The organism is Ktedonobacterales bacterium (assembly GCA_036557285.1).
Lineage (GTDB): Bacteria > Chloroflexota > Ktedonobacteria > Ktedonobacterales > DATBGS01 > DATBHW01.
This window is the reverse complement of sequence record DATBHW010000032.1, coordinates 1-19,261: the sequence shown is the minus strand read 5'-3', so window position 1 is coordinate 19,261 and position 19,261 is coordinate 1. Positions and strand designations below refer to the sequence as shown.

The 19,261-nt window shown below is 61.4% G+C and carries 19 protein-coding genes; 11 read left to right on the top strand and 8 right to left on the bottom strand.

Translation table 11 applies throughout. From position 1 onward, the window contains the following. The first annotated feature begins 8 nt into the window (after positions 1-8). A complete protein-coding gene (locus VH599_09225; protein HEY7348480.1) occupies positions 9-968 on the top strand; it encodes a PhzF family phenazine biosynthesis protein in 960 nt (319 codons plus the stop codon). A 202-nt stretch (positions 969-1,170) separates the two neighbouring features. On the opposite strand, the gene VH599_09220 is transcribed toward VH599_09225, so the two are convergent. After that, positions 1,171-2,559 (bottom strand): hypothetical protein, encoded by a 1,389-nt coding sequence (locus tag VH599_09220; GenBank protein HEY7348479.1) that lies wholly within the window; start codon positions 2,557-2,559, stop codon positions 1,171-1,173. Positions 2,560-2,869: 310 nt separating this feature from the next. Between VH599_09220 and VH599_09215 the strand changes: the two genes are divergently transcribed. The 6 genes from VH599_09215 (at position 2,870) to VH599_09190 (ending at position 7,987) form a co-directional block, all read left to right on the top strand. After that, complete coding sequence (locus VH599_09215) at positions 2,870-3,823, top strand: GNAT family N-acetyltransferase (protein ID HEY7348478.1); 954 nt, start codon at positions 2,870-2,872, stop codon at positions 3,821-3,823. 90 nt (positions 3,824-3,913) lie between these two features. Then, positions 3,914-4,954 carry a patatin-like phospholipase family protein gene (locus VH599_09210; protein ID HEY7348477.1) on the top strand — a complete coding sequence of 347 codons (1,041 nt, stop codon included), beginning with the start codon at positions 3,914-3,916 and terminating at the stop codon, positions 4,952-4,954. 508 nt (positions 4,955-5,462) lie between these two features. Then, positions 5,463-5,696, top strand: coding sequence for a helix-turn-helix transcriptional regulator (locus VH599_09205; GenBank protein ID HEY7348476.1), 234 nt, complete (start codon positions 5,463-5,465; stop codon positions 5,694-5,696). 127 nt (positions 5,697-5,823) lie between these two features. Beyond that, positions 5,824-6,192, top strand: a complete 369-nt coding sequence (locus VH599_09200) for a hypothetical protein (protein ID HEY7348475.1) — start codon at positions 5,824-5,826, stop codon at positions 6,190-6,192. A gap of 136 nt (positions 6,193-6,328) precedes the next feature. Next, the gene (locus tag VH599_09195) at positions 6,329-7,486 is read left to right on the top strand and encodes a LacI family DNA-binding transcriptional regulator (GenBank protein HEY7348474.1); all 1,158 of its coding nucleotides are present in this window, start codon (positions 6,329-6,331) and stop codon (positions 7,484-7,486) included. A gap of 174 nt (positions 7,487-7,660) precedes the next feature. Continuing rightward, positions 7,661-7,987 carry a hypothetical protein gene (locus VH599_09190; protein HEY7348473.1) on the top strand — a complete coding sequence of 109 codons (327 nt, stop codon included), beginning with the start codon at positions 7,661-7,663 and terminating at the stop codon, positions 7,985-7,987. Here VH599_09190 and VH599_09185 read toward each other — a convergent pair. The 5 genes from VH599_09185 to VH599_09165 all read right to left on the bottom strand — a co-directional run bounded on the left by VH599_09185 (position 7,984) and on the right by VH599_09165 (position 12,898). Continuing rightward, positions 7,984-8,166, bottom strand: coding sequence for a hypothetical protein (locus VH599_09185; GenBank protein ID HEY7348472.1), 183 nt, complete (start codon positions 8,164-8,166; stop codon positions 7,984-7,986). The two genes, VH599_09190 and VH599_09185, sit on opposite strands and share 4 nt — an antisense overlap. Next, entirely contained in the window at positions 8,135-8,923 is a 789-nt protein-coding gene (locus VH599_09180; protein HEY7348471.1) for a phage antirepressor N-terminal domain-containing protein, read from the bottom strand. The genes VH599_09185 and VH599_09180 overlap by 32 nt, the downstream gene beginning before the upstream one ends. 343 nt (positions 8,924-9,266) lie before the next feature. Continuing rightward, a complete protein-coding gene (locus tag VH599_09175; protein ID HEY7348470.1) occupies positions 9,267-10,682 on the bottom strand; it encodes a hypothetical protein in 1,416 nt (471 codons plus the stop codon). A gap of 44 nt (positions 10,683-10,726) precedes the next feature. Continuing rightward, positions 10,727-10,939 carry a hypothetical protein gene (locus VH599_09170; protein HEY7348469.1) on the bottom strand — a complete coding sequence of 71 codons (213 nt, stop codon included), beginning with the start codon at positions 10,937-10,939 and terminating at the stop codon, positions 10,727-10,729. A gap of 54 nt (positions 10,940-10,993) precedes the next feature. Then, on the bottom strand, positions 10,994-12,898 hold the full coding sequence (locus VH599_09165; GenBank protein HEY7348468.1) for a DUF3352 domain-containing protein: 1,905 nt from the start codon (positions 12,896-12,898) through the stop codon (positions 10,994-10,996). A 189-nt stretch (positions 12,899-13,087) separates the two neighbouring features. Here VH599_09165 and VH599_09160 point away from each other — a divergent pair, with 189 nt between their 5' ends. Beyond that, positions 13,088-15,841 carry an amylo-alpha-1,6-glucosidase gene (locus VH599_09160; GenBank protein HEY7348467.1) on the top strand — a complete coding sequence of 918 codons (2,754 nt, stop codon included), beginning with the start codon at positions 13,088-13,090 and terminating at the stop codon, positions 15,839-15,841. A 13-nt stretch (positions 15,842-15,854) separates the two neighbouring features. Here the strand turns inward: VH599_09160 and VH599_09155 are convergent, their stop codons facing one another. Beyond that, on the bottom strand, positions 15,855-15,983 hold the full coding sequence (locus tag VH599_09155) for a hypothetical protein (protein ID HEY7348466.1): 129 nt from the start codon (positions 15,981-15,983) through the stop codon (positions 15,855-15,857). A 537-nt stretch (positions 15,984-16,520) separates the two neighbouring features. On the opposite strand from VH599_09155, the gene VH599_09150 reads away from it, so the two are divergent. The 3 genes from VH599_09150 (at position 16,521) to VH599_09140 (ending at position 18,346) form a co-directional block, all read left to right on the top strand. Continuing rightward, positions 16,521-17,276, top strand: a complete 756-nt coding sequence (locus VH599_09150) for a hypothetical protein (GenBank protein HEY7348465.1) — start codon at positions 16,521-16,523, stop codon at positions 17,274-17,276. 178 nt (positions 17,277-17,454) lie between these two features. Next, the gene (locus VH599_09145) at positions 17,455-17,850 is read left to right on the top strand and encodes a hypothetical protein (protein ID HEY7348464.1); all 396 of its coding nucleotides are present in this window, start codon (positions 17,455-17,457) and stop codon (positions 17,848-17,850) included. A 100-nt stretch (positions 17,851-17,950) separates the two neighbouring features. Then, positions 17,951-18,346, top strand: coding sequence for a hypothetical protein (locus VH599_09140; protein ID HEY7348463.1), 396 nt, complete (start codon positions 17,951-17,953; stop codon positions 18,344-18,346). Between the two features lie 102 nt (positions 18,347-18,448). Here the strand turns inward: VH599_09140 and VH599_09135 are convergent, their stop codons facing one another. Continuing rightward, on the bottom strand, positions 18,449-19,135 hold the full coding sequence (locus VH599_09135) for a hypothetical protein (protein ID HEY7348462.1): 687 nt from the start codon (positions 19,133-19,135) through the stop codon (positions 18,449-18,451). Positions 19,136-19,261: the final 126 nt, after the last annotated feature.

Here is a 19,261-nt window from a genome sequence, read left to right as displayed (position 1 = left end):
CAGGCCGCATGCTGCGTACCGCCGCCGTCCCTGGCGGCCAGCCGCGTGTACCGCCGCCGTCCCTGGCGGCAGAAGGGGGGCTGAAGGGGCGTGTACCGCCGCCGTCCCTGGCGGCGCAACGCTCGCTCCAGAGAGCCACGTCCGTCCCTACCAGCCCTAGAAAAAGTGAGCAGAGCATGGCACAGAAGATCACGCAGGTGGATGCCTTTACCGACACCGCTTTTACGGGCAATCCGGCAGGAGTCTGTATCCTGCCCAAACCAGGCGAGGACCGCTGGATGCAGCTCGTCGCCCGCGAAATGAACCTGGCCGAAACCGCCTTTCTGCATCGCCAGGAGGACGGCTTCAGCCTGCGCTGGTTCACCCCAACCCTAGAAGTGGACCTCTGCGGCCATGCCACACTGGCAAGCGCCCACGTCCTGTGGGAAGAGGGCCATCTGCGGCCAGGGGAACAGGCCCGCTTTTATACGCGCAGCGGTCTGCTCACGGCTGAGCAGAAAGACCCCTGGATCGAGCTTGACTTCCCCGCCACCCCCGCCCATCCAGTCGAAGCGCCCGCCGATCTCGCTCAGGCGCTGGGCGTCGCTCTCGTCTCCGTCGCCCAGAATCAATTCGATTATCTCGTCGAAGTAGACTCAGAAGACACCCTGCGCGCCCTTGCGCCAGACATCACCCTGCTGGAGCGCGTACCCATGCGCGGCGTCATCGTCACCTGCCGCAGCGCCTCGCCAGAGTACGACTTTGTTTCGCGCTTCTTCGCGCCAGGGGCCGGAGTGCCAGAAGACCCCGTAACCGGCTCGGCCCATTGCACGCTCGCCCCCTTCTGGGGCCAGCGGCTGGGCAAAACAGCCATGCGCGCCTATCAGGCTTCGGCGCGTGGAGGCATACTGCTCGTGCGCCTCAAGGGCGAGCGTATCGCCATCAGCGGCCAGGCCGTCACCGTCCTGCGCGGCGAACTCCTCGCCTGACCTGTCCCGCCGCCTTCCAGGCGCCACTTGTACCGCCGCCTTCCAGGCGGCCACCTGTACCGCCGCCATCCTGGCGGCCACCGCTACGCCCGCGCGCACGCCGCCCCTCCAGGCCACCGCGCCAACAGGCCAGCGTTGAGCCGCCTGGAAGGCGGCGCTACAGGTACAGACGCCGCGCCTGCTCTTCAAGTTGAGCTTCTCCTCAGCCATCGCCTGGCTCAGCGGACACTGGCCCGGGTGGCTTCAGGTGGTGGGGCATGGCTGCCCTTGGTCGTTCCGGCGGGCGCAGCCACAGCGAGACGTGCGCTGGTTGCATGGTCTCCTGCACCACAGCGATGAGCTGCTCACGCAACTGATCTAAATCTGTCTCCTGGCGCAGCGTGGCGCTGAAGGCGGCCAGCGTCTTTTCAGCGTCGTACTTCTTGCGATAGAAGCGGCGGTCAATGATATTCTGGATGCGCCTGCGCACGGGCTGGAACAGCGCGGCGATTGCCAGCGTGGAAATGACCAGCGCCACTGGCTGATTTGTTGCCTGACCGCCAGTAATCGCCCCGGCCAGGCTCGTCAACCCGATGATGAGACCCGCGTAGAGCGCGCCCAGCAGCACTGTCAGCAGGCCATAGACCAGCACCTTACTGATGAGGGTGTCAATGTCCCAGAGGCGATAGCGCATGATGGCGATACCGACCCCAACCGGGATGCTGCTAAAGAGCAGCGCCCCACTCACCGAATCCAGCAGTTGCAAGGGCGAATCGGGCGCGTTGAGTCCTGGAACGATGGGCAGCCCAAAGCTGAAGAACAGAAAGAGCAGCGCGCCGCCCGTAAAGCCAGAGGCCAGCCATTTGGTCTGCTGGCGCGCCGTGGGCGTATAGACGCGACGATAGCGATAGATCTGGATGGCAATCGCACTGCCAAGCAGCAGCAGCAGGTCAACTGCTTCAAGCACAGGCGGCCAGTAGTTGAAGTTATACGGCGCTGGGAGGTTGAAGGACAGGATGTGCGCGGTCCACCACACACTCACGACCCAGGTCCAGCGCGGAGTAAAACGCCCGGTGGGGAAGATCAGCAGAAATATCCCCAGCGCCGGGAGTTCCGCGCCGTGAACCAGCAAGGCCAGCAGCCGCAGCGCCAGCGGTGAGTCCGCTGTGGCAAAAGCGCCTGCCAGGCTCTCCAAGGTACCAGAGCAGCCCAGCAGGACCAGAAAGAAGGAGGCCGAGAGGCCCAGCCAGGTATTCGACTTGCGCCAGAAGAGCAGCGCGCCCATCATCAGGAAGACCAGCGCAACGGCGATCTGTAAACCAACGGTGGAGAAGGCAAAATCATCCAGTGAGAGGCCCAGCCGCTGAAGCGCCAGCAGCTTGCCTGGGGTCGCTTGATCGGCTTCGAGGCAGTGGACTGGAGCGTCACAGATGACATGCTGCTGGGCATAATAGGCAGGAATGCTGGCAATGAAATTGGCAAGCAGCCCTGCGGCCAGCAAGAGCCAGACGCCGCGCGCCAGGAACAGCATGACCCCATGCAGGCGCGGCTCGTCGCCCCTGGATGGGCTGGCGCCTGTGATGGCTCCTGCTGAACCAGGGGAAAGACTCATAGGCAGGCCCCTTTGCACCAGATATGGCAGACGCTTTCCATGCGCCTATCGTACCATACCCCCGTCTCGAAAACGTTACGAAGGGTGTTACGAAGCCCCCACGTAATCAGGATAAATAGCGATTCAGCCCCAATCCTAACTACCTGTACGGAGGTGGTGTACCCTTCTAGCAATCACCATCCCCCCAAATAGGTCAGATGTATCCAGAAATCCTAACAGGACTTGACACCGAGTCTCCATTGGGTCTATTATCACTCTGAGTTACACAACCCCGCGCCAGCAGCAACCAACCCCAGGGAGCGAAACGCGCATGGCATTCGTATTGCGCCCATTTATTGAAGAGTATAGCGAAGCCGTTCTGGCTATTGCACACGCCGCCATCCCCTACGACCCCGAAGGCAACCAGCGTTGGCTGCGCGAACGCAAACAGATTGACGAGCAACTGTTCCGCCGACGGCACTACGTCGTCGTTGACACCGACACCCACGACATCGTCGGCTACGGCGCCATCGAACAACAGGGATCAGACCCACCCCAGCGCCTCAGACTCTATCTCATCGTCCTGCCCGGCTACCTGCGCAGCGGCGTCGGGCGCGCCCTCTATGGCCGCCTCATGAGCGACGTAGAAACCCTCAAAGTCTCCAGCCTCTGGATGCAAGAATATCAACAAGACACCGAACTGCTCGGCTTCGTTCAGGAGCGCGGCTTCGTCCAAACCAGCCTCATCAGAGAACTGCGCCTCACCCTGGCAAAAGCCAACATCACCCAGATGGTCTCCATCGTAGATAGAGTCGCCGCGCGCGGCATCATCATCAGCAGCCTCGAAGAAGAACGCCTGCGCAGCCGCAACATCGCCCGGCGGCTCCACGACCTGTATAACGCCGTCCTTGATGATGTCTACACCCCCCTCACCTTTCAGGACTTCGTACAGCGTCTGGACCGCCCCCGCATCATGCCCCAGGGCTTTTTTATCGCCAGGAAAGATGATCGCCTCATCGGCCTCAGCGCCCTTGCCTACATCGAAGGCGACCCCGAACAAGCCTTGCAACACTGGACCGGCGTTCTGCCCGACTTCCGCCGACAAGGCATCGCCACCGCCCTGCGCCTCTGCACCATAGACGCCGCCCTGCGCCTCGGCTACAAAACCCTCACCACCTTCACCAACCACAGCGAACCCATCACGCTCGCCCTCAACGAAAAACTTGGCTTCCACCGCCTCTTCGCCTATGTCATCCTCGAAAAAACCGTTCAGAACCAATCCTGAACCTGGCACGCTCCCACGCTCGCTTGACACCGGCAGTATACTGAAAGAGGGGAAACCAAAAGAGCGCATCTGTACATCAGGAGGCGCGCCATGTCCAGCCCAACCAATCAGAAAAGAGTAGATTTAGTCCTTGAAGGAGGAGGCGTCAAAGGCATCGCCCTCGTCGGCGGCCTCGCCGTCCTCGAAGAACATGGCTACCAACCCCAAAACCTCGCCGGAACCTCCGCCGGGGCCATCGTCGCCACCCTCTATGCCGCTGGCTACCCCCACCAGGAACTCTACACCATCTTGAAGCAGCATGACTTTTCTCAGTTCCTCGATGGCACCTGGCTTTCCCACATCCCCCTCGCGGGCAACTTTTTAAGCATCGTCTTCCAGCGCGGCATCTACAAAGGCGACGCCTTTCTCAACTGGATGCGTCAGATGCTCGAAAAAAAAGGCGTGCGCACCTTCCGCGACCTCATCCACCCAGACTTCGCCGATCAACCGCGCTACCGCTACAAAGTCCAGATGATCGCCTCAGACCTCATGGGGCGGCGCATGCTCGTCCTTCCACAAGACGCGCCAAAGCTGGGCATAGCCAACCCCGATGACCTCGAAGTCGCCTGGGCCGTGCGCATGAGCATGAGCCTCGCCCTCTACTTCAAGCCCGTCATCTGGCGCAACCCGCAGACCAGATCATCCGCCTTCATCACCGACGGCGGCATGCTCTCCGACTTCCCCGTCTGGCTCTTCGACTCCGGCCCCACTCCCGAATGGCCCACCTTCGGCATGCGCCTCGTCGAAGACGAACCGCGCCGCTCGCCCGACGGCTGGCTCCCCGCCAGACAGGTCTCCCGCCTCAGCATCGTTGACTACCTCAAAAGCCTCCTGGCAACCTTGATGGAAGCCCACGACCGCTACTACCTGGAGAACGACAGCTTCGTGCGCACCATCATGCTCCCCACCTTGGGCATCCAGACCACCGACTTCACCCTCTCTCCAGAAAAAGCCCTCGCCTTATATAACGCCGGGCGCAAGGCAGCAGAAAAGTTCCTGCAAACCTGGAACTTCGAGCGATATATCGCCGAATACCGCCAGAAAGAACCGCCGTCCCGCCGCGACCTCATAAGCGAGACCATATCCACCTGACCATCACTTGTAGCGCCGCCTTCCTGGCGGCCAACGCCACTGGTAGCGCCGCCATCCTGGCGGCCAACGCTGCGCCTGGGCGAACCCCGGCGGTACACGCGAACGCCGTCTGCGTGTACCGCCACCCCCTGGCAGCAAGGGGCTGAGGGGGCCTGTACCGCCGCCGTCCCTGGCGGCGCACCGCTGCGCACGCGCGCACGCCGCCCTCCAGGCCAACGCCACTTGTAGCGCCGCCATCCTGGCGGCTCAACGCTTCGCCCGGGCGAGCGTTCGCCCTCCAGACCAACGCCACTTGTAGCGCCGCCATCCTGGCGGCCAACGATTCGCCAGGGCGAGCGTTCGCCCTCCAGGCCAACGCATCAGCAGGCCAGCGTTGAGCCGCCTGGAAGGCGGCGCTACAAGTGACAACCCCAATAACCCCAAAAGTACCAGAACTGGCACACTTCTCTTGGCTGTGCTATACTTCATTTAACAAGAGTTGACTATCTGGCTGTAAGGAGTCGTCACCATGTCTACGTTTAAGGACTTGCGTGAGCGTTTGTATCTCTCACAAAGCGACTTAGCCAAACAATGCGGTGTCAAAAAGCAGGCTGTTTGGTACTGGGAGAATGGTCTGGCGCTTCCAAGTCTCGCTCACCAAAAGCAGCTTGTGGAAGTGCTGCAATGCACACGCGATGAACTTCTTGCTACCTTGAAAGAAGCAAGAGAAAGGAGAGAACAAAAAGAACAGCCCGCCGCCTAGAGCGAACTAGGACGGCAGGCAAAAGTACCAGCCCATAGGGAACCAAGCTATAGGAAACCCATACGCCGGTACGGCTATTGTACTCGCTGGCGTATGGGCATGGCAAGTGATGAAAGGAGCCATGTTCATGCGCCCCGACGTTAGCTTTGATTTCACCTTGCGCTACCAGCGCACCCCGTTTGCCAAATACCACGCCCGACCCCTCTCCCTCTTACAGCAGGATATTCTCTACCGCTGTGACGGGACCGTCACCATTGCCGACCTCGCAGACGCAACCCGCTGCACCCATCCTGAGATACGCGCTGTTCTCAGCTTTCTCTCGGTACACGGTCTGGTGAAAACCCTGATGCCTGAAGCCTGGCTGTTTCAGCCTCCTGCGCACTCCCAGACCACACAGAGGGCTATCAGTTCACTGTCCAGGCAGCAGAAACACGGACATATCCGGCGCATGCTGCATCACCTGAAAAACCCTCTGCATACAGTGAAGTATATCTAGGTTGAAATATATCTGTATTAAAGCACATCTAGATTGAAGTACCCCTGGATTGAAGTACATCTAGATGAAAATACCCCTGGATTGAAGTACCCCCAATCTGCTACACTTATTCCAAGTGAACAGAGAGGGGGGAGCCATGTCCGAAAAACATCTCACCATCGCCGACATCGCCCGCCAGGCTGGCGTCTCCAAAGCAACCGTCTCGCGCGTCCTGAACGCGAAACCCGACGTGGACCCCGCCACCCGCGAGCGCATCCTGCGCCTCATGAACGAACAGGGCTTCGTACCCAGCGCCAGCGCCACCAACCTCGCTGGCGGGCGCAGCCACCTCATCGGCATGTTAGTCCGCTCCTACACCTGGCTCTTCATCCCCGAAATCATGCGCGCCGTCGCTGACCGCATAGACCTGACCCCCTACGAACTCGTCCTCTATCGCATGAACGACCAGCTTCCCGACGAAGACGGCATCCCAGCCATCAGCCGTCTCCTCGGCGCCAACCTGACCGCCGGAGTCCTCGCCGTCTTTCCCGGGCAAGCCTCAGCCCACCTCGCCCACCTCACCCAAAAAGCCATCCCACTCGTCGTCATAGACGACCAGTATCACCCCACTGAGCTTCCCTGGGGCAAAATCCCCATCCCCTGGATCACCTCCGACAACACCACCGGCGCTTACGAAGCCGTTCGCCACCTCATCGGACACGGACACCAGCGCATCGCCCACCTCCAGGGGCCGATGAAATGGCTCTGTTCCCGCGAACGCCACGAAGGGTATTGTCAGGCTCTCGCTGAAGCGGGCCTGCCCCTCGATCCCGCCCTCATTCTGGAAGGAGACTTCACCGCCGTCACCGGGCAAAGCACCGCAGAACAGCTCTTCTCTCTTCCACCCGAACAGCGCCCCACCGCCATCTTCGCCAGCAGCGACCTCATGGCCTATGGCGTCCTCGCCGCTGCGCAGCAGCGCCACATCTCCATCCCCGACCAGGTCGCCCTCGTCGGCTTCGACGACCTCGCCGACATGGCCGAATCCGTCGTCGTCGTCGCCCCCGGCCAGCTTCCGCTCACCACCATCAAGCAAGACTTCTACGAAATGGGCCGCTACGCTATGGAGCAGCTTTTCACCTTGCTCGAAACCTCCTACAGCGTCTATCGCCCCAGAGGATGGACCTTCCCGCACGAATCAACCGCGCCTGCCAGCGCCACCACCGCACCAGGAGCCATCAACCGTATCCGCTTGCCCGTCAAACTCATCATCCGCGACTCCTGCGGCTGTGGCCTTTCCGCCGCCCGCGCCTGATCGCCCAAAAGCTAGCCGCCCGCCACAAACTTGCTACACTTTTGGCATACTTCTGCCACAGCTTCCCCCTATACTTATAACAAATCCTGTTGCATACGAGCGGCTGCCACTGCCAGCGCCGCCCCATAAAAACAGAGCAGCCGTTCCCCTGGATACCAGAAGGAGCCAGCCATCATGGAAAAGCTTGTGGACACGCGCGAACTTGAACGCGACCTCCGCGCCACCCTCTCCGCCCAGCGCGAAATCGGCCCGGACTATGACCGCCAGTTGATCGAAGCCTTCATGCAGAAGGTCAACCAGCAGCCCTTCTCTCCCGCCGCCCACCAGGAGCCGCCCCTGCCGAATACGGCCTTTGGGCTGCGTCTGCTCCTGGCGATCCTCTCGCTCGTCTTTCTCATCCCCCTATCCGCCATCACCACCGCCAACAGTGGCCTGGCGGCGCTCATCGTCGTTGGATTCGTCGTGCTGGGGATCAACCTCGCCTTCAACCTGCGCGGCTAATTCCCATCCAAACCAGCGCCGCAGCGAACGCCGCCGCCTGTACCGCCGCCGTCTCGGCGGCTCACCGCTGCGGCCTTCACCCCGCTGCCTTCCTGTGGCCCGCTCGCCAGCCCCTTACCCCACGCCAGCACATCCGACCACTGCTCATCAGGAAGAGCGTTGATAGGTTGGCACGCCAAAGGGGTCACTCACCCCTTGCTCAAGCTGAGCCAGAGTGCGTCCTGTCACCCTCTCCAGCAAGCGGAAGAATTCTCTCACATTTGCCACATGCGTTTCACTAAACGCCGACAGCCGACTCAATTCGGCAGCGTCATCCTGCGCTGGCGCTTCGACCAAGCCACCAAGCGACGTAAGCCGCTCCTCAACGAGCGCGTATCGCTCAGCCTGCGCGCGTTGATAGCGCGCCAGTTGCTCATCCTTTATCTGCTCTTCCTGCCGAATATCATGCAGCACCTCAAACAGTCGCTCCCAGGGCGAATCCTGCGCCGCCCCCGCCCCGCTGTGTGGCGGCGGGGGCAGAGGCGCTGCTTGTGGTTCCGACGGCTTGGTGGTTTGCTCGGCTTCTGGCTTGAGGAGGGCGCGCAAAAGCGTCTCATAGGCTTCCTCTTGCAACACGCGAATCAGTGGGAGCTTTTCTGGTGCGATCCGGTTAATCTGTATTCCCATCACCCAGGAGCGAATAGCTTCCTCTCCTACGAGGGCTTCTATCCGCTGTGGCCCATCGGGCGTTTTCACGAGGATAAGGAGTAAATGCTCAGCTAAGCCTTTATTTCTGCGAATGCGTTCCATTTGCCCGTGTTTCGCCAGCTTGAGCATACTACAGAGTGAGCCAAGGCTGGCGGCGATCTGTCCATCAGGCAAACGGGCTGCTAAAATTTCGCTCCCGTAAAATGGAACTAATGCTTGTTCTACTGGCACCAAAACGTTATTGTCCATCTGGCGCTCCTTTACGCACGCACACGCACGTACACGCACGTGTACGTGCGTCCGTCCTGTTTTCTCCTATCGAAGATGGGAGTCACGCTGCGAATCAGCGGGGGTACCTCACATACCGCCTGGTGGCCTGCGGGCAAAGCGTCGGGGGAGTCCATCGTGATCGCCTCCTGTTTGCATTGAGGCGCTGGACAGAGGAGCGAGGCGGGGCATAGAATGCAGAATAGCCTCGCGCGTCGGTCTCTCCGGCGCCTGGGTCATAATAGCCGTAGCTGTTATTCGCGGCTGCGGCTATTGCAGTATTGTATGCAAGCAAGTGTACCAGAACCAGGCAGAAAAGTCAACCCTACGGCGCAGACACCGGAGGCGCGGGATTGCTCAGATCATACAGTGTCACGCGCCCCAGCCCATCCGTCGTCACCGCCAGCGTTTGCGCATCCGGCGACCACGCCACACTCGTAGCCGTATACACGCCCTGGCTGCGCTGCTGCTCCTCCCACACCCAGATTGACTCGCGCGTATCCATCCTCCACAGATTCACCCAGCCATCCGCGCTCTCCACCAGCCAGCGCCCATCCGGCGACCACCCTGCCGCCTCTGGAAACACCGCGTAGCTCTGATGCAGATACTCATTCGGGTCAAGCGTCCACGCCACCGTCCAGCTTCCCGCGCGCACCGCGCTCAGCTTCGTCTCATCGCCGCTGCGCACCACCACCAGCGAACTATCCGGCGACCACGCCAGCGGAGCCGCAGCCTTCAGCAGCGGTTCCTCGCTCCACGTCTGCGCATCCCACACCCCCACCCCGCTCACCCCATCCTTCCCATGCCAGGGAGCCGCCAGCAGCCATTGCCCATCCGGCGACCACAGCAGCCTGCGCCCGCACACAACCGTCGCGCATGCCCCATCCCGAAAATACAGCGCCTGCTTCCAGTCCGACCCGACAGGCTGCCAGATACCCAGCCCCTCCTCATCGGCCACCGCCAGCGTCAGCCCATCCTTCGCCCAGGCCAGGCTCGTAATCGCCTCGTTCGGATCAGGCGCATCCAGCCGCGCAAACGGCGGCGCATTCCCCCCCGGCGCAACCACCTCCACCGTCGGCCACAGCAGCGCGTGTGTCCCATCCGACGTTGCCAGCCACAGCCCATCCGGCGACCACGCAGGCGCCAGACCGCCATCCGCCCCCGCCAGGCGGCGCACCTCCTGCCGCGTCTCCACATCCCACAGCGCCACCGCAGACCCCTTCGGATCGCCAGCCTTCGCCCCGGCCAGCGTCACCTGCTCCGCCAGATAGCGCCCATCCGGCGACCACTGCGCCTCGCTTGCCCCTTGCCCGCCGGGGTCCAGCCTCGCCACCACCGACGGCGGCTCATGGCTGTGGCTCGCCCACACCGACCAGAACGCGAACCCCCACACCGGCACAGCGCACACCACCAGCAGCGCCAGCGACGCCCCAAGAATCAGCAGCGTCCAGCGACGGCTCTCCAGCCAGGGATTCGCCGCGCTCGTTGGCTGCGGCGCAGCCGGGCCTGTCTGCGGAAATGAAGGCGTGGCGCTGGGGGCGGGCAGCAGAAGATACGGCGTATCGCCTGGGGGCAGCGCCGCAGGCCCGGACCCCGGCGGCAAAGCCAGTTCCCCAGGATGCCCCCCCGGCGGCAGCGCGGGCGGCTGGCCCGGCAGTTGACCCGGCGCTTGATTGTCGTTTCCACCGCCCTGCTGGCGGTCCGGGTTTCCCTCTGGCGGCTGAGCAGACATTCCCAACACACGTTACCCCCTTCACACACGATAACCATGAGACATCCCGAATTTTATCCTGCCAGAGCGTGTGCTGGCAGGGCGAGCGAACGCCTCGTGCGGAGCGCCGCCGTCCCGGCGGCCATCGCTGGCAAGCCGAGCCGCTCATGGTGAGCGTGATCGCTGGCGGAGCGTTCAGCCGCCGGGACGGCGGCGCTCCGCCGGGGACGCTCCCGCTGCTCGCCAGCGGCGCCACCAGCCAGCAGCGTTGCCGAGCCGCATCTCATAACATTCGGGATGTCTCATGAAACGACTCCTGAAGACGCGCCGGGTGAGGCTGCCTACTTCAGCGCGAGATCCTGGGTAATCGTAATCCCGCTGTCATCCGAGCTATAGGTCAGATAAGCCGCCGTCGCCTTCGCCAGCAGCCCACTCTGCTTCACCAGATTCCGATAGAAATCGCCCAGTGGCCCCGTCGCCTTCGACAGCGTATCCAGACCGATAAACACCGTCAGCGCATTATCCTTCGGCGCCTGCGCCACCAGTTCCTTGAACGTTGACAGCCCTGCCAGGCTGGAGAGCCGCCCCTGGAACGTATCAATAGCCTGACTTATCCCGTAGCTATCACCCGCGAACACCAGGTCTTGTCCCAGCAGCGTATAATACACCGTCTGCGACGGCGCGTGAATCGCCGTCACCGTCGTCCCACTGATCGTGCTGCTCGTCGTCGTATATCCCAGGTTCTGCACCGCCTGCTGCACCTTCGCGCTCGCCGTCGTCGCATCCACCGTCGCGTGCAGCAGCACCAGCGGCTCAACCACCTGATCCGAACCAGCCTTCGGTGGCAGCAGCGCCACACTCACCGGCGCATTGAAGAGCGGATCATCCGGCCCCAGGCCCACTGCCCGTGTAAAGCTCTCATCTGTCACCGCCCCATTGCTCGCATCCTTCACTTGATGATAGAACCCGTTCAGATTCCCCAGCCCCGCAAACAGCAGCGCGTTAGCAGGCACCACCCCGGCGCTCGCATTCGTATCGCCGTTCAGATGCTCCGTCACATGCGTGCCAGCCTTCGCCTCCAGCGTAAAGCTCAGGCGCATCCCCGCATTGGTAAATTGCAGCGAACCATACCCCACCGGATAATTATTCGCCGCCCCCACCCCGGCAACGCCAGTGGCGCCCGTATGAAGCAGATCATTCATTACCTGGCTGACATTGATATACAGCGTCCCAAACCGATCAGCGGGCAGCTTCCCCATCGCAGCCGTAAACGTCGAATCCTGCGCCAGCGTCCCGTTCTTCCCATTCGCGTAATCCACCACCTGCTCCGCCACCGCAACCGTATTGGCAATAATCACCTGATCTTTCACGATCCCCAGCACCAGCGGCACAGCCCTGTTCGCCGGATTCCCAAAACCATTGCCCTGCTGGCTCTCCACCGAATCCACATCGCTCTGGAGCGTTACGCTTTGATAGGTAATCGTCCTGAACTTCACCCCATACTGCCGCTGCTGATTCGTAATGATCTTCTGGATCGCCGCATTCGACGCATTCGTATCATGCGTCGAAATCAAAAACACCGTCTCAAAGATCGTGCGCGTCCCAAACCCCCCTGGCGCGGGCTGCTGCGTGATGTCCACCAGCGAGAAGCTGAAGCTCCGCTTAATCCAGGGCGCGACATCGGTATGGAAATCCAGCCCCGTCATCTGCTCAAAGCCACTCGTATTCGTCGCGCCGGAAAGATCCGCCTCGCTCACGTTATGCGTATTCTGCTCCACCTGCTGCAAGTCGAAGGACGAATAAAAGAGCGTCGTCGCGGGGAGATAGCGCGCCGAGTCCGTAGGACTATACGCAAAGAACGCCGTATACACAAAGTACGCGCTCGCCGACCCCACCACCAGCAGCGCCAGCAGCGCCGCCGTCAGCACACTCACCCGCCTTCTGCCCCTCCGCGCCTGCCTCGTCGCAGCCCCTGTCATGGTCTGCGCATTGATCAGCCCAGCCGCAGCGCCCACAGACCCGGACGGATATGAGCCAGCCTGAGTCGGCGCTTCCCCAAACGTCCCCGTCCCCCGGGGCATCAACCCCGAAGGCCGTGTCTGCTCATTCATCGTCATCTGCTCGCTCAACGTACCTGCGGGCCGTCCACAGCGCGGGCAGAACGTAAATGGCTGTCTATCGCCAAATCCACAGAAACCACAAAACGTCCGGGCTTCCGGCCCAACCGGGCCACTTGATGATGCCATAGAAACCATCCCTCCTTTCGGGAGCATAAGACCGGGCGAGCGGATATGTTACACTGTTCAAGAGTAACACCTTCAACCGCTCAAACATATTTTCAGTGCTTCTCAAGCTCTTCTAAAGAATCTCTTTTACTATACGAGCCAGGACGACTTTTGGTAGCAGGTTGCTCACCCCCATCTGGAGGAGTTTTCATGGAATCCCATGCCGTTCCCTCTCACGCCCACGACGCCGGACCCCTGCGTCACCACGTCATCCCCAGGCCGCGCCATCTGGAAGAATTGCCCGCCTACTTCGTCCCCGACACCGACCTTGAAATGGGCGCCAGCCTGGGCAACACCTGCTGCTGGGTCACAACCAAAGGCAGCGGAGACGTGGAATCCCTCTTCAGCAGACACCTGGGCAAAACTGTCGTTGGCTCCATCTGCCTGCGCTATAGCGGCGTCGGCCATCGCATCATTCGCCCTGGCCGCCACGAAGAAGCCGCCGACCCGCCTGTACCGCCGCCGTCCCTGGCGGCGAATCAATCCGCCAGCCCACAAGCCAGCGACGCCTCCACCACCAACGAAGAAGCAATTCCGCTGCCAGGTATCCCCCCGCAAGCCCAACAATACGCCCTCCACGACGAACCCACCACCGCCTTTATCCATCTGCGCCAGGAAATGGGCGGCCAGTTCGAGATTCACCCCGCCTACCAGCGCCATCTCTATGACCTGTCGGGCAGCCTCAAGGCAGAAGAAACCGTCTTCGTCCCTCACGTCGCCGCGCCAGCCCAGGCCAGGCATCATCCCGATCTGGAAGCCCCCCTGCTCTATCACATCGTCGCTCTCCACAACCACGCCACCCTCACCCGGCGGCTGCGCATCTACGGCTATGCCCGCCTGCGCGGCGCTACCCCTGCCGACATCACCAGCGCCTACGACCCTGATCTCTGCCAGGGCGCGCTCATCGCCAAAAACGCCAGCCAGCCAGATTGGGTGCGCGTCTTCGGCATCTCCGGGCGTACTGTCCACGTCTCCGGCTGGGAAACCACCTTCGACGCCAGCCAGATTTACGAAACCACCCACGTCTTCCCCCTCGACAACGACACCGCCGCCACTGGCGATGTCCTGGGCGCTCTGCAAGTGGATGTAGACCTGGAGCCTGGCGAGCGCGTCGAGTTCGCCTTCATCACCGCCTTTTCATCCCAGGGAGAAGCCGCCGCCCGCCAGACCTTTGACCACGCCTGGAACTACGAGCGCGCCCTGCGCGAAACCACCAGATACTACACCAGGGCCATCGGCGTCACCGAAGTCATGACCCCCGACCCTATCATCAACCAGGGCGTCACCTGGGCCAAAGTCAACATGCTGCGCGTCATGTCCGACTACCCCACCGGCCCCGCCTTCACCAACGACCCCAGCCGCTCCTCTGCCGTCGTGGGCCGCGATGCCGCCTGGTTTGTCTATGGCTGCGATCACCTGCTCCCGGAGTTCTCGCGGCGGCTGCTCGACGCCTTTGCCCAGCGCCAGCAGCCCAGCGGCAAAATCATCGAATACTACCATGCCGTCACCAACGAACAATTCGATGACGGCCTCAACATCAACGACGACACCCCGCTCTTCATCCTCGCCGTCAACCATCACTACCGCGAAACGGGCGACGACGCCTATCTGCGCCAGATGTATCCCGCTGTGCGCCGCGCCGCCCGCTACATCCTCAGCCAGCGCGACACCGAACTGCCCGCAATCCCCGCCGACCAGAAATACGGCCTCGTCGTCTGCACCGCGCGCGGCACAAGCGTCGAAGGCATCTGCGGCTGGCGCAACATCATCGAAGGCTACACCCTCAACGGCGCTGTCACCGAAGTCAACGCCGAATGCGCCGCCGCGCTCCGCGCCGCCGCTCACCTTGGCGCGGAAGTCGGCACGCGCCAGGGCCAGCAAGACGCCAGCGACTTCCGCCAGGCAGCCGAGGCGCTCACCGCCGCCATTAACGTCAACCTGCTCAACCCTGAAACCGGCCTCTACTACCTCACCATTGACCTTGATGGCAACCGCCGCACCGACGTCACCTCCGACGAACTCTTCCCCGTCATCTTTCGCGTCGCCCCCGACGACGTGTCCTATCGCATCATCAGCCGCCTCAACAGCCCCGACTTCTGGACCCCCGCCGGCATTCGCACCGTCAGCCGCGACAGCCCCGACTACGACCCCTACGGGCAATATGGCCTCATGGGCGGCGTCTGGCCCGGCGTGACCTGGTGGTACGCCTTCGCCGCCAAAGCCTACCACCCCGAATTCATGGTGCGCGCCCTGCGCGCCAGCTTCGAGCATTACCTCCGCGACCCCAAGAAAAATAACACCGTCCCCGGCCAGTTCAGCGAATGGATCGATGGTGAATCTCTCGTCAATCGCGGCATGCGCCTCTCCCCCTGGGAACCACCGCGTTTCCTCTGGGCCGCCGTCGAAGGCGTCTGCGGTGTCATGCTCGGCGTCGGCCCCATCCGCCTCAGCCCCCTCCTCCCCCGCGACTGGCACTGGGTCGGCATCCGCCGCCTCTTCTATCATGGCCGCGAACTCGCCTTCTTCGCCGCCCGCCAGCAAGACTTCTTCCACGTCTTTTGCACCGCCGACTGTGAAACCTCCGAAGGCGATACCAAACACGTCTATCACCAGGACATCTCCGAACAGATTTATGCCCTCCACGCCCTCGCCCATCACGTCGCCTTCAAGCGCCCTGGCGAAATCATGGTCTGCCTCGGCTCCGCCTCCCGCCAGACCATGCTCGTTCCGCTTCGCCTCGATTCAGCCCTAGAAGCGGGCAAAACCTATCACACCGAGGTCTACAACAGCGAGCGCAGCGCCTGGGTCGAAGGCGAAACCAGCCGCGCCGAAGACCTCAAAGAACTCGCCGTTGACATCGAAGAAGGCGGCTACCGCCTCCTTCGCTTCCTCGAACGCCCATAGCCGGTTCCACCAATTATCGGGGGTCACTTGTAGCGCCGCCTTCCTGGCGGCCAACGCTGCGCCCTGGCGAGCGTTTGCCCTCCAGGCCAGCGGACCAGCAGGCCAACGCTGGCCGCCAGGATGGCGGCGCTACAAGTACCATGCCTCGCTTGCCAACACCTCATGTTTGCTAGAACCCCATAGCCCACAAGCCTTGACAATCTAGGAAGCCATCGGTATACTCTATCTAGCGTTCGACGAAAACACCCATCGCACCTTAACACAACCCCATACCGTGTGACGCCGCCAGTCACATTCGCTGGCGGCGCCACTCACCCCACTCCTGGTGTCGCCAGGACATGTGGCTGTGGGCATTTTATCACCCGATAGACTCCCAACGGCCACCTCCTGACAGCCCGGAGCGAACAGCATCGCCCGGACCGCGCGCATCAGGAGGTGGCCGCTGCATTTCTCGCGCCGCCTGCGCGAGATCACATCAAGGAGGCAGAGAACATGTCTGGGGATACCCCTGCCCCAAGTTTTTTGGTTGCCCCAAGGGGGGACCATAATGGTCCCCCCTTTATCCAAGGGGGGACCATTATGGTCCCCCCTTTATCCAAGGGGGTGACATAACGTCCTCCCCTTTGGCAAAGGGGGTGACATAACATCACCCCCTTGATAGAAGAGAGGTGTACACACAATGCAAACAAATCTTCCTGGTATCATTTCCGTTCGGATTATGGAGAACGAGCCACCCATTGACGCGCTGCGGCTGCCTGACGGACGTACAGGCGCTACGCTGCGTTCCCTCTGTGCCTTGCTAGACATTGATAAAGGCAGGCAGGTGGCGCGCATTAAGCGTAACCCTGCATTGTCAGAGGCGCTGGTCCTTATCGTCGTGGATACACCAGGCGGACCACAACCGACAGACATCCTGCATACGTGGGCAATTTCTGTCTGGGCTACTGGGCTGCACATTTCCCGACTGCCGGAGGCAAAACGGCCAGTGGCTCTGGTGTTGCAGCGCGAAGCGTTTACTGAGATTGAACGAGCCTTTGCCGAGCGCGAGAACAATGCGAGCGCCCCGCCTCCTCCCGATCCGTCCCCTCTCCCTCAATCGGTGTGGCAGGACGCATATACCTTCATTGACCATCTAAAAGCCTTGTATGAGGAAACACAGAACCAGGTGGCGGTGGTGCAATACGACCAGCAGAGTCAGGCGCTGCGTATCACCGCGCTTGAAGCGGGAAATGCCAGCCCGGCAAAAGGCTTGTCAGGGCAACGACTGGCGTATATCTATCAGCGCGCCGACAAGTTACGCCAGGCCCAGGGCTATCCCATTGCCGACGTACTTGCTGGGCTGGCTGCCCACTTTCGAGTCGCCGACATTTACGATCTCCCTGAAAAGGACTGGCCCGCCGTCCTCGACTGGTTTGCCAGCCTGCTTGAAGAATGATGCTGCCTCCAGATGAAGCCTTCGACCTGCCCGATACCGCCTGGCCTGCCGTCCTCGCCTGGTTCGAGAGCGTCTTTGGCTCCTGAACGCGATCTCCCTGGCATCCTACGTGCAACACCTGTGGTAAGATAGGAATGGCGAGCCAGGGAAGGCCAGAGGCAAAGGAGACCGCTGTTTTATGATGAACACACCATCGGGCGCAAACCCGCCAACAGAGGAGATTCTCAAAGGGACATCTGTCTACGATGTCAACGGAGACAAAATAGGGCATGTCACCCTCTCCACGCTGCGCGACGGCTACTTCGTGGTGGAGCAAGGCCGACTCTTCACCCACGAACTCTTTCTCCCTGGTACGGCCATTCAAGCGCGCAACGCAATGGGAATCACTCTCAGACTCTCGAAAGAGGAATTGAAACAGGAGCAATGGAAACAGCCGCCACGCGAAAGCGCAAGCGGCCCATCGGCCCAGCCCACTGTTCCTCCCAGTACCCCCGCGCCCGGCCCCGTCGTGGCCGAGGGCGAAGTCATCCAGATGCCCCCGCCAGAGAACCCACCCCCTGTCGTAGATCGCTAGGGGCTGGCTGGCGGCGACCCGGATGTACCCCAGGAGGCGGTGAGGCTGTTTCGCCGCCTCCTCGCATCTGGCGGCAAGGCATGAACTGAGGAATGAACGCATGAGTGATCCCATATGGGGAGATGATCGCTACCGCGAGCCGTCAACCTCCACGCGGAGCGGCCCCGGCCCCCAGGAAGGTTTTGGCAACACGCTCAAAGTCTTCATTGGTCTGGCGCTGGCTCTGGCGCTGATCGTCGGCGGGGCCTATCTTCTCATCAAATATCTCCCAGGGTTCGCCCTGCCAACCACATCCCCCGCCGTAACGACCCCTTCCCCAACGCTGCCCACGCCCACCCTCGCGCCAACCTTCGCCCCAACAGCCCAGCCATCTCCCTCGCCAACAGCCCAGCCATCGCCTTCCCCCTCGCCCTCGCCAACAACCCAGCCATCGCCTTCCCCCACACCCTCGCCCACCCCGCAGCCCTCACCCTCTCCCACTCCTCCTGGCTCGTAGCGCCGCCACTGATAGCGCCGCCTTCCAGGCGGCCAACGCCGCGCAAACGGAGCATTTGAGAGCGAGCGCCCGCCTCTGCGTGAATACTCTCTATCCTGGAAATCACCCCGGCGTATACGAAAAATTGCTGAACACAGCAGAGCCGGTATTGCCCTGGAGCGGATCAACAGTAAAACCAATGTTATCAGTGTCGAGGTAGGTCGTGTCATTCACCATATAGGTGGCTCCTCCATTAATCCTGATCTCCAGCATCGTTCCGTTCACAGACACTTTCAAGTGATAAGAAGAAAGATTGAAAAGCTTCGCATCGCTGCCACTGGCGATTTCTTTAGCATTAAAATCCGGGGCGTCATATCGATCAATCTTCCAGGTACCTCCCTGACAAATAAACAACCCATAAGACCCGGAGGAGGTGTCGCGCACGTCAATACCTGCACACGTAAGAAGAGCAAAGCCGGAGGTTGTCAAATTACTGGCATCCGCCTCGATGCTGTAGTTCTGCGGAAATGCATGCCCAGGCCACCTAAAAAACACTTGCCCGTTCTTCCCTTCAACGCGGCTGCTTACCTTCAGCCCACTCGGAGTACAGCTTAGAGCACTATAGTCTTCTTTGAAGGACCAGTCTCCTGAACCGGAATCGCAATCAGGCCCAGGCGTAACGGCAAAGTAAGATTGCTGGTTTTCGGGCGTGGCTGTTGGCGTCTCTTTCGGGGCGCTGGCGCTGGTTGGCTGGAAGGCGCCAGCATTCCCCGGCTGAGGACGCCTGGAGAGAAATAAGATGGACCCCAAAGTCAAGACACTGGAGAAGGTGTCTTGAAGGTGTGTCCCCCCTGTTCTTCAACGGCTACTTCCTGTGAAATACACTTCAGCAGGAGTCTGATAGTCCAATGACTGATGTGGTCGGCGCTGGTTGTA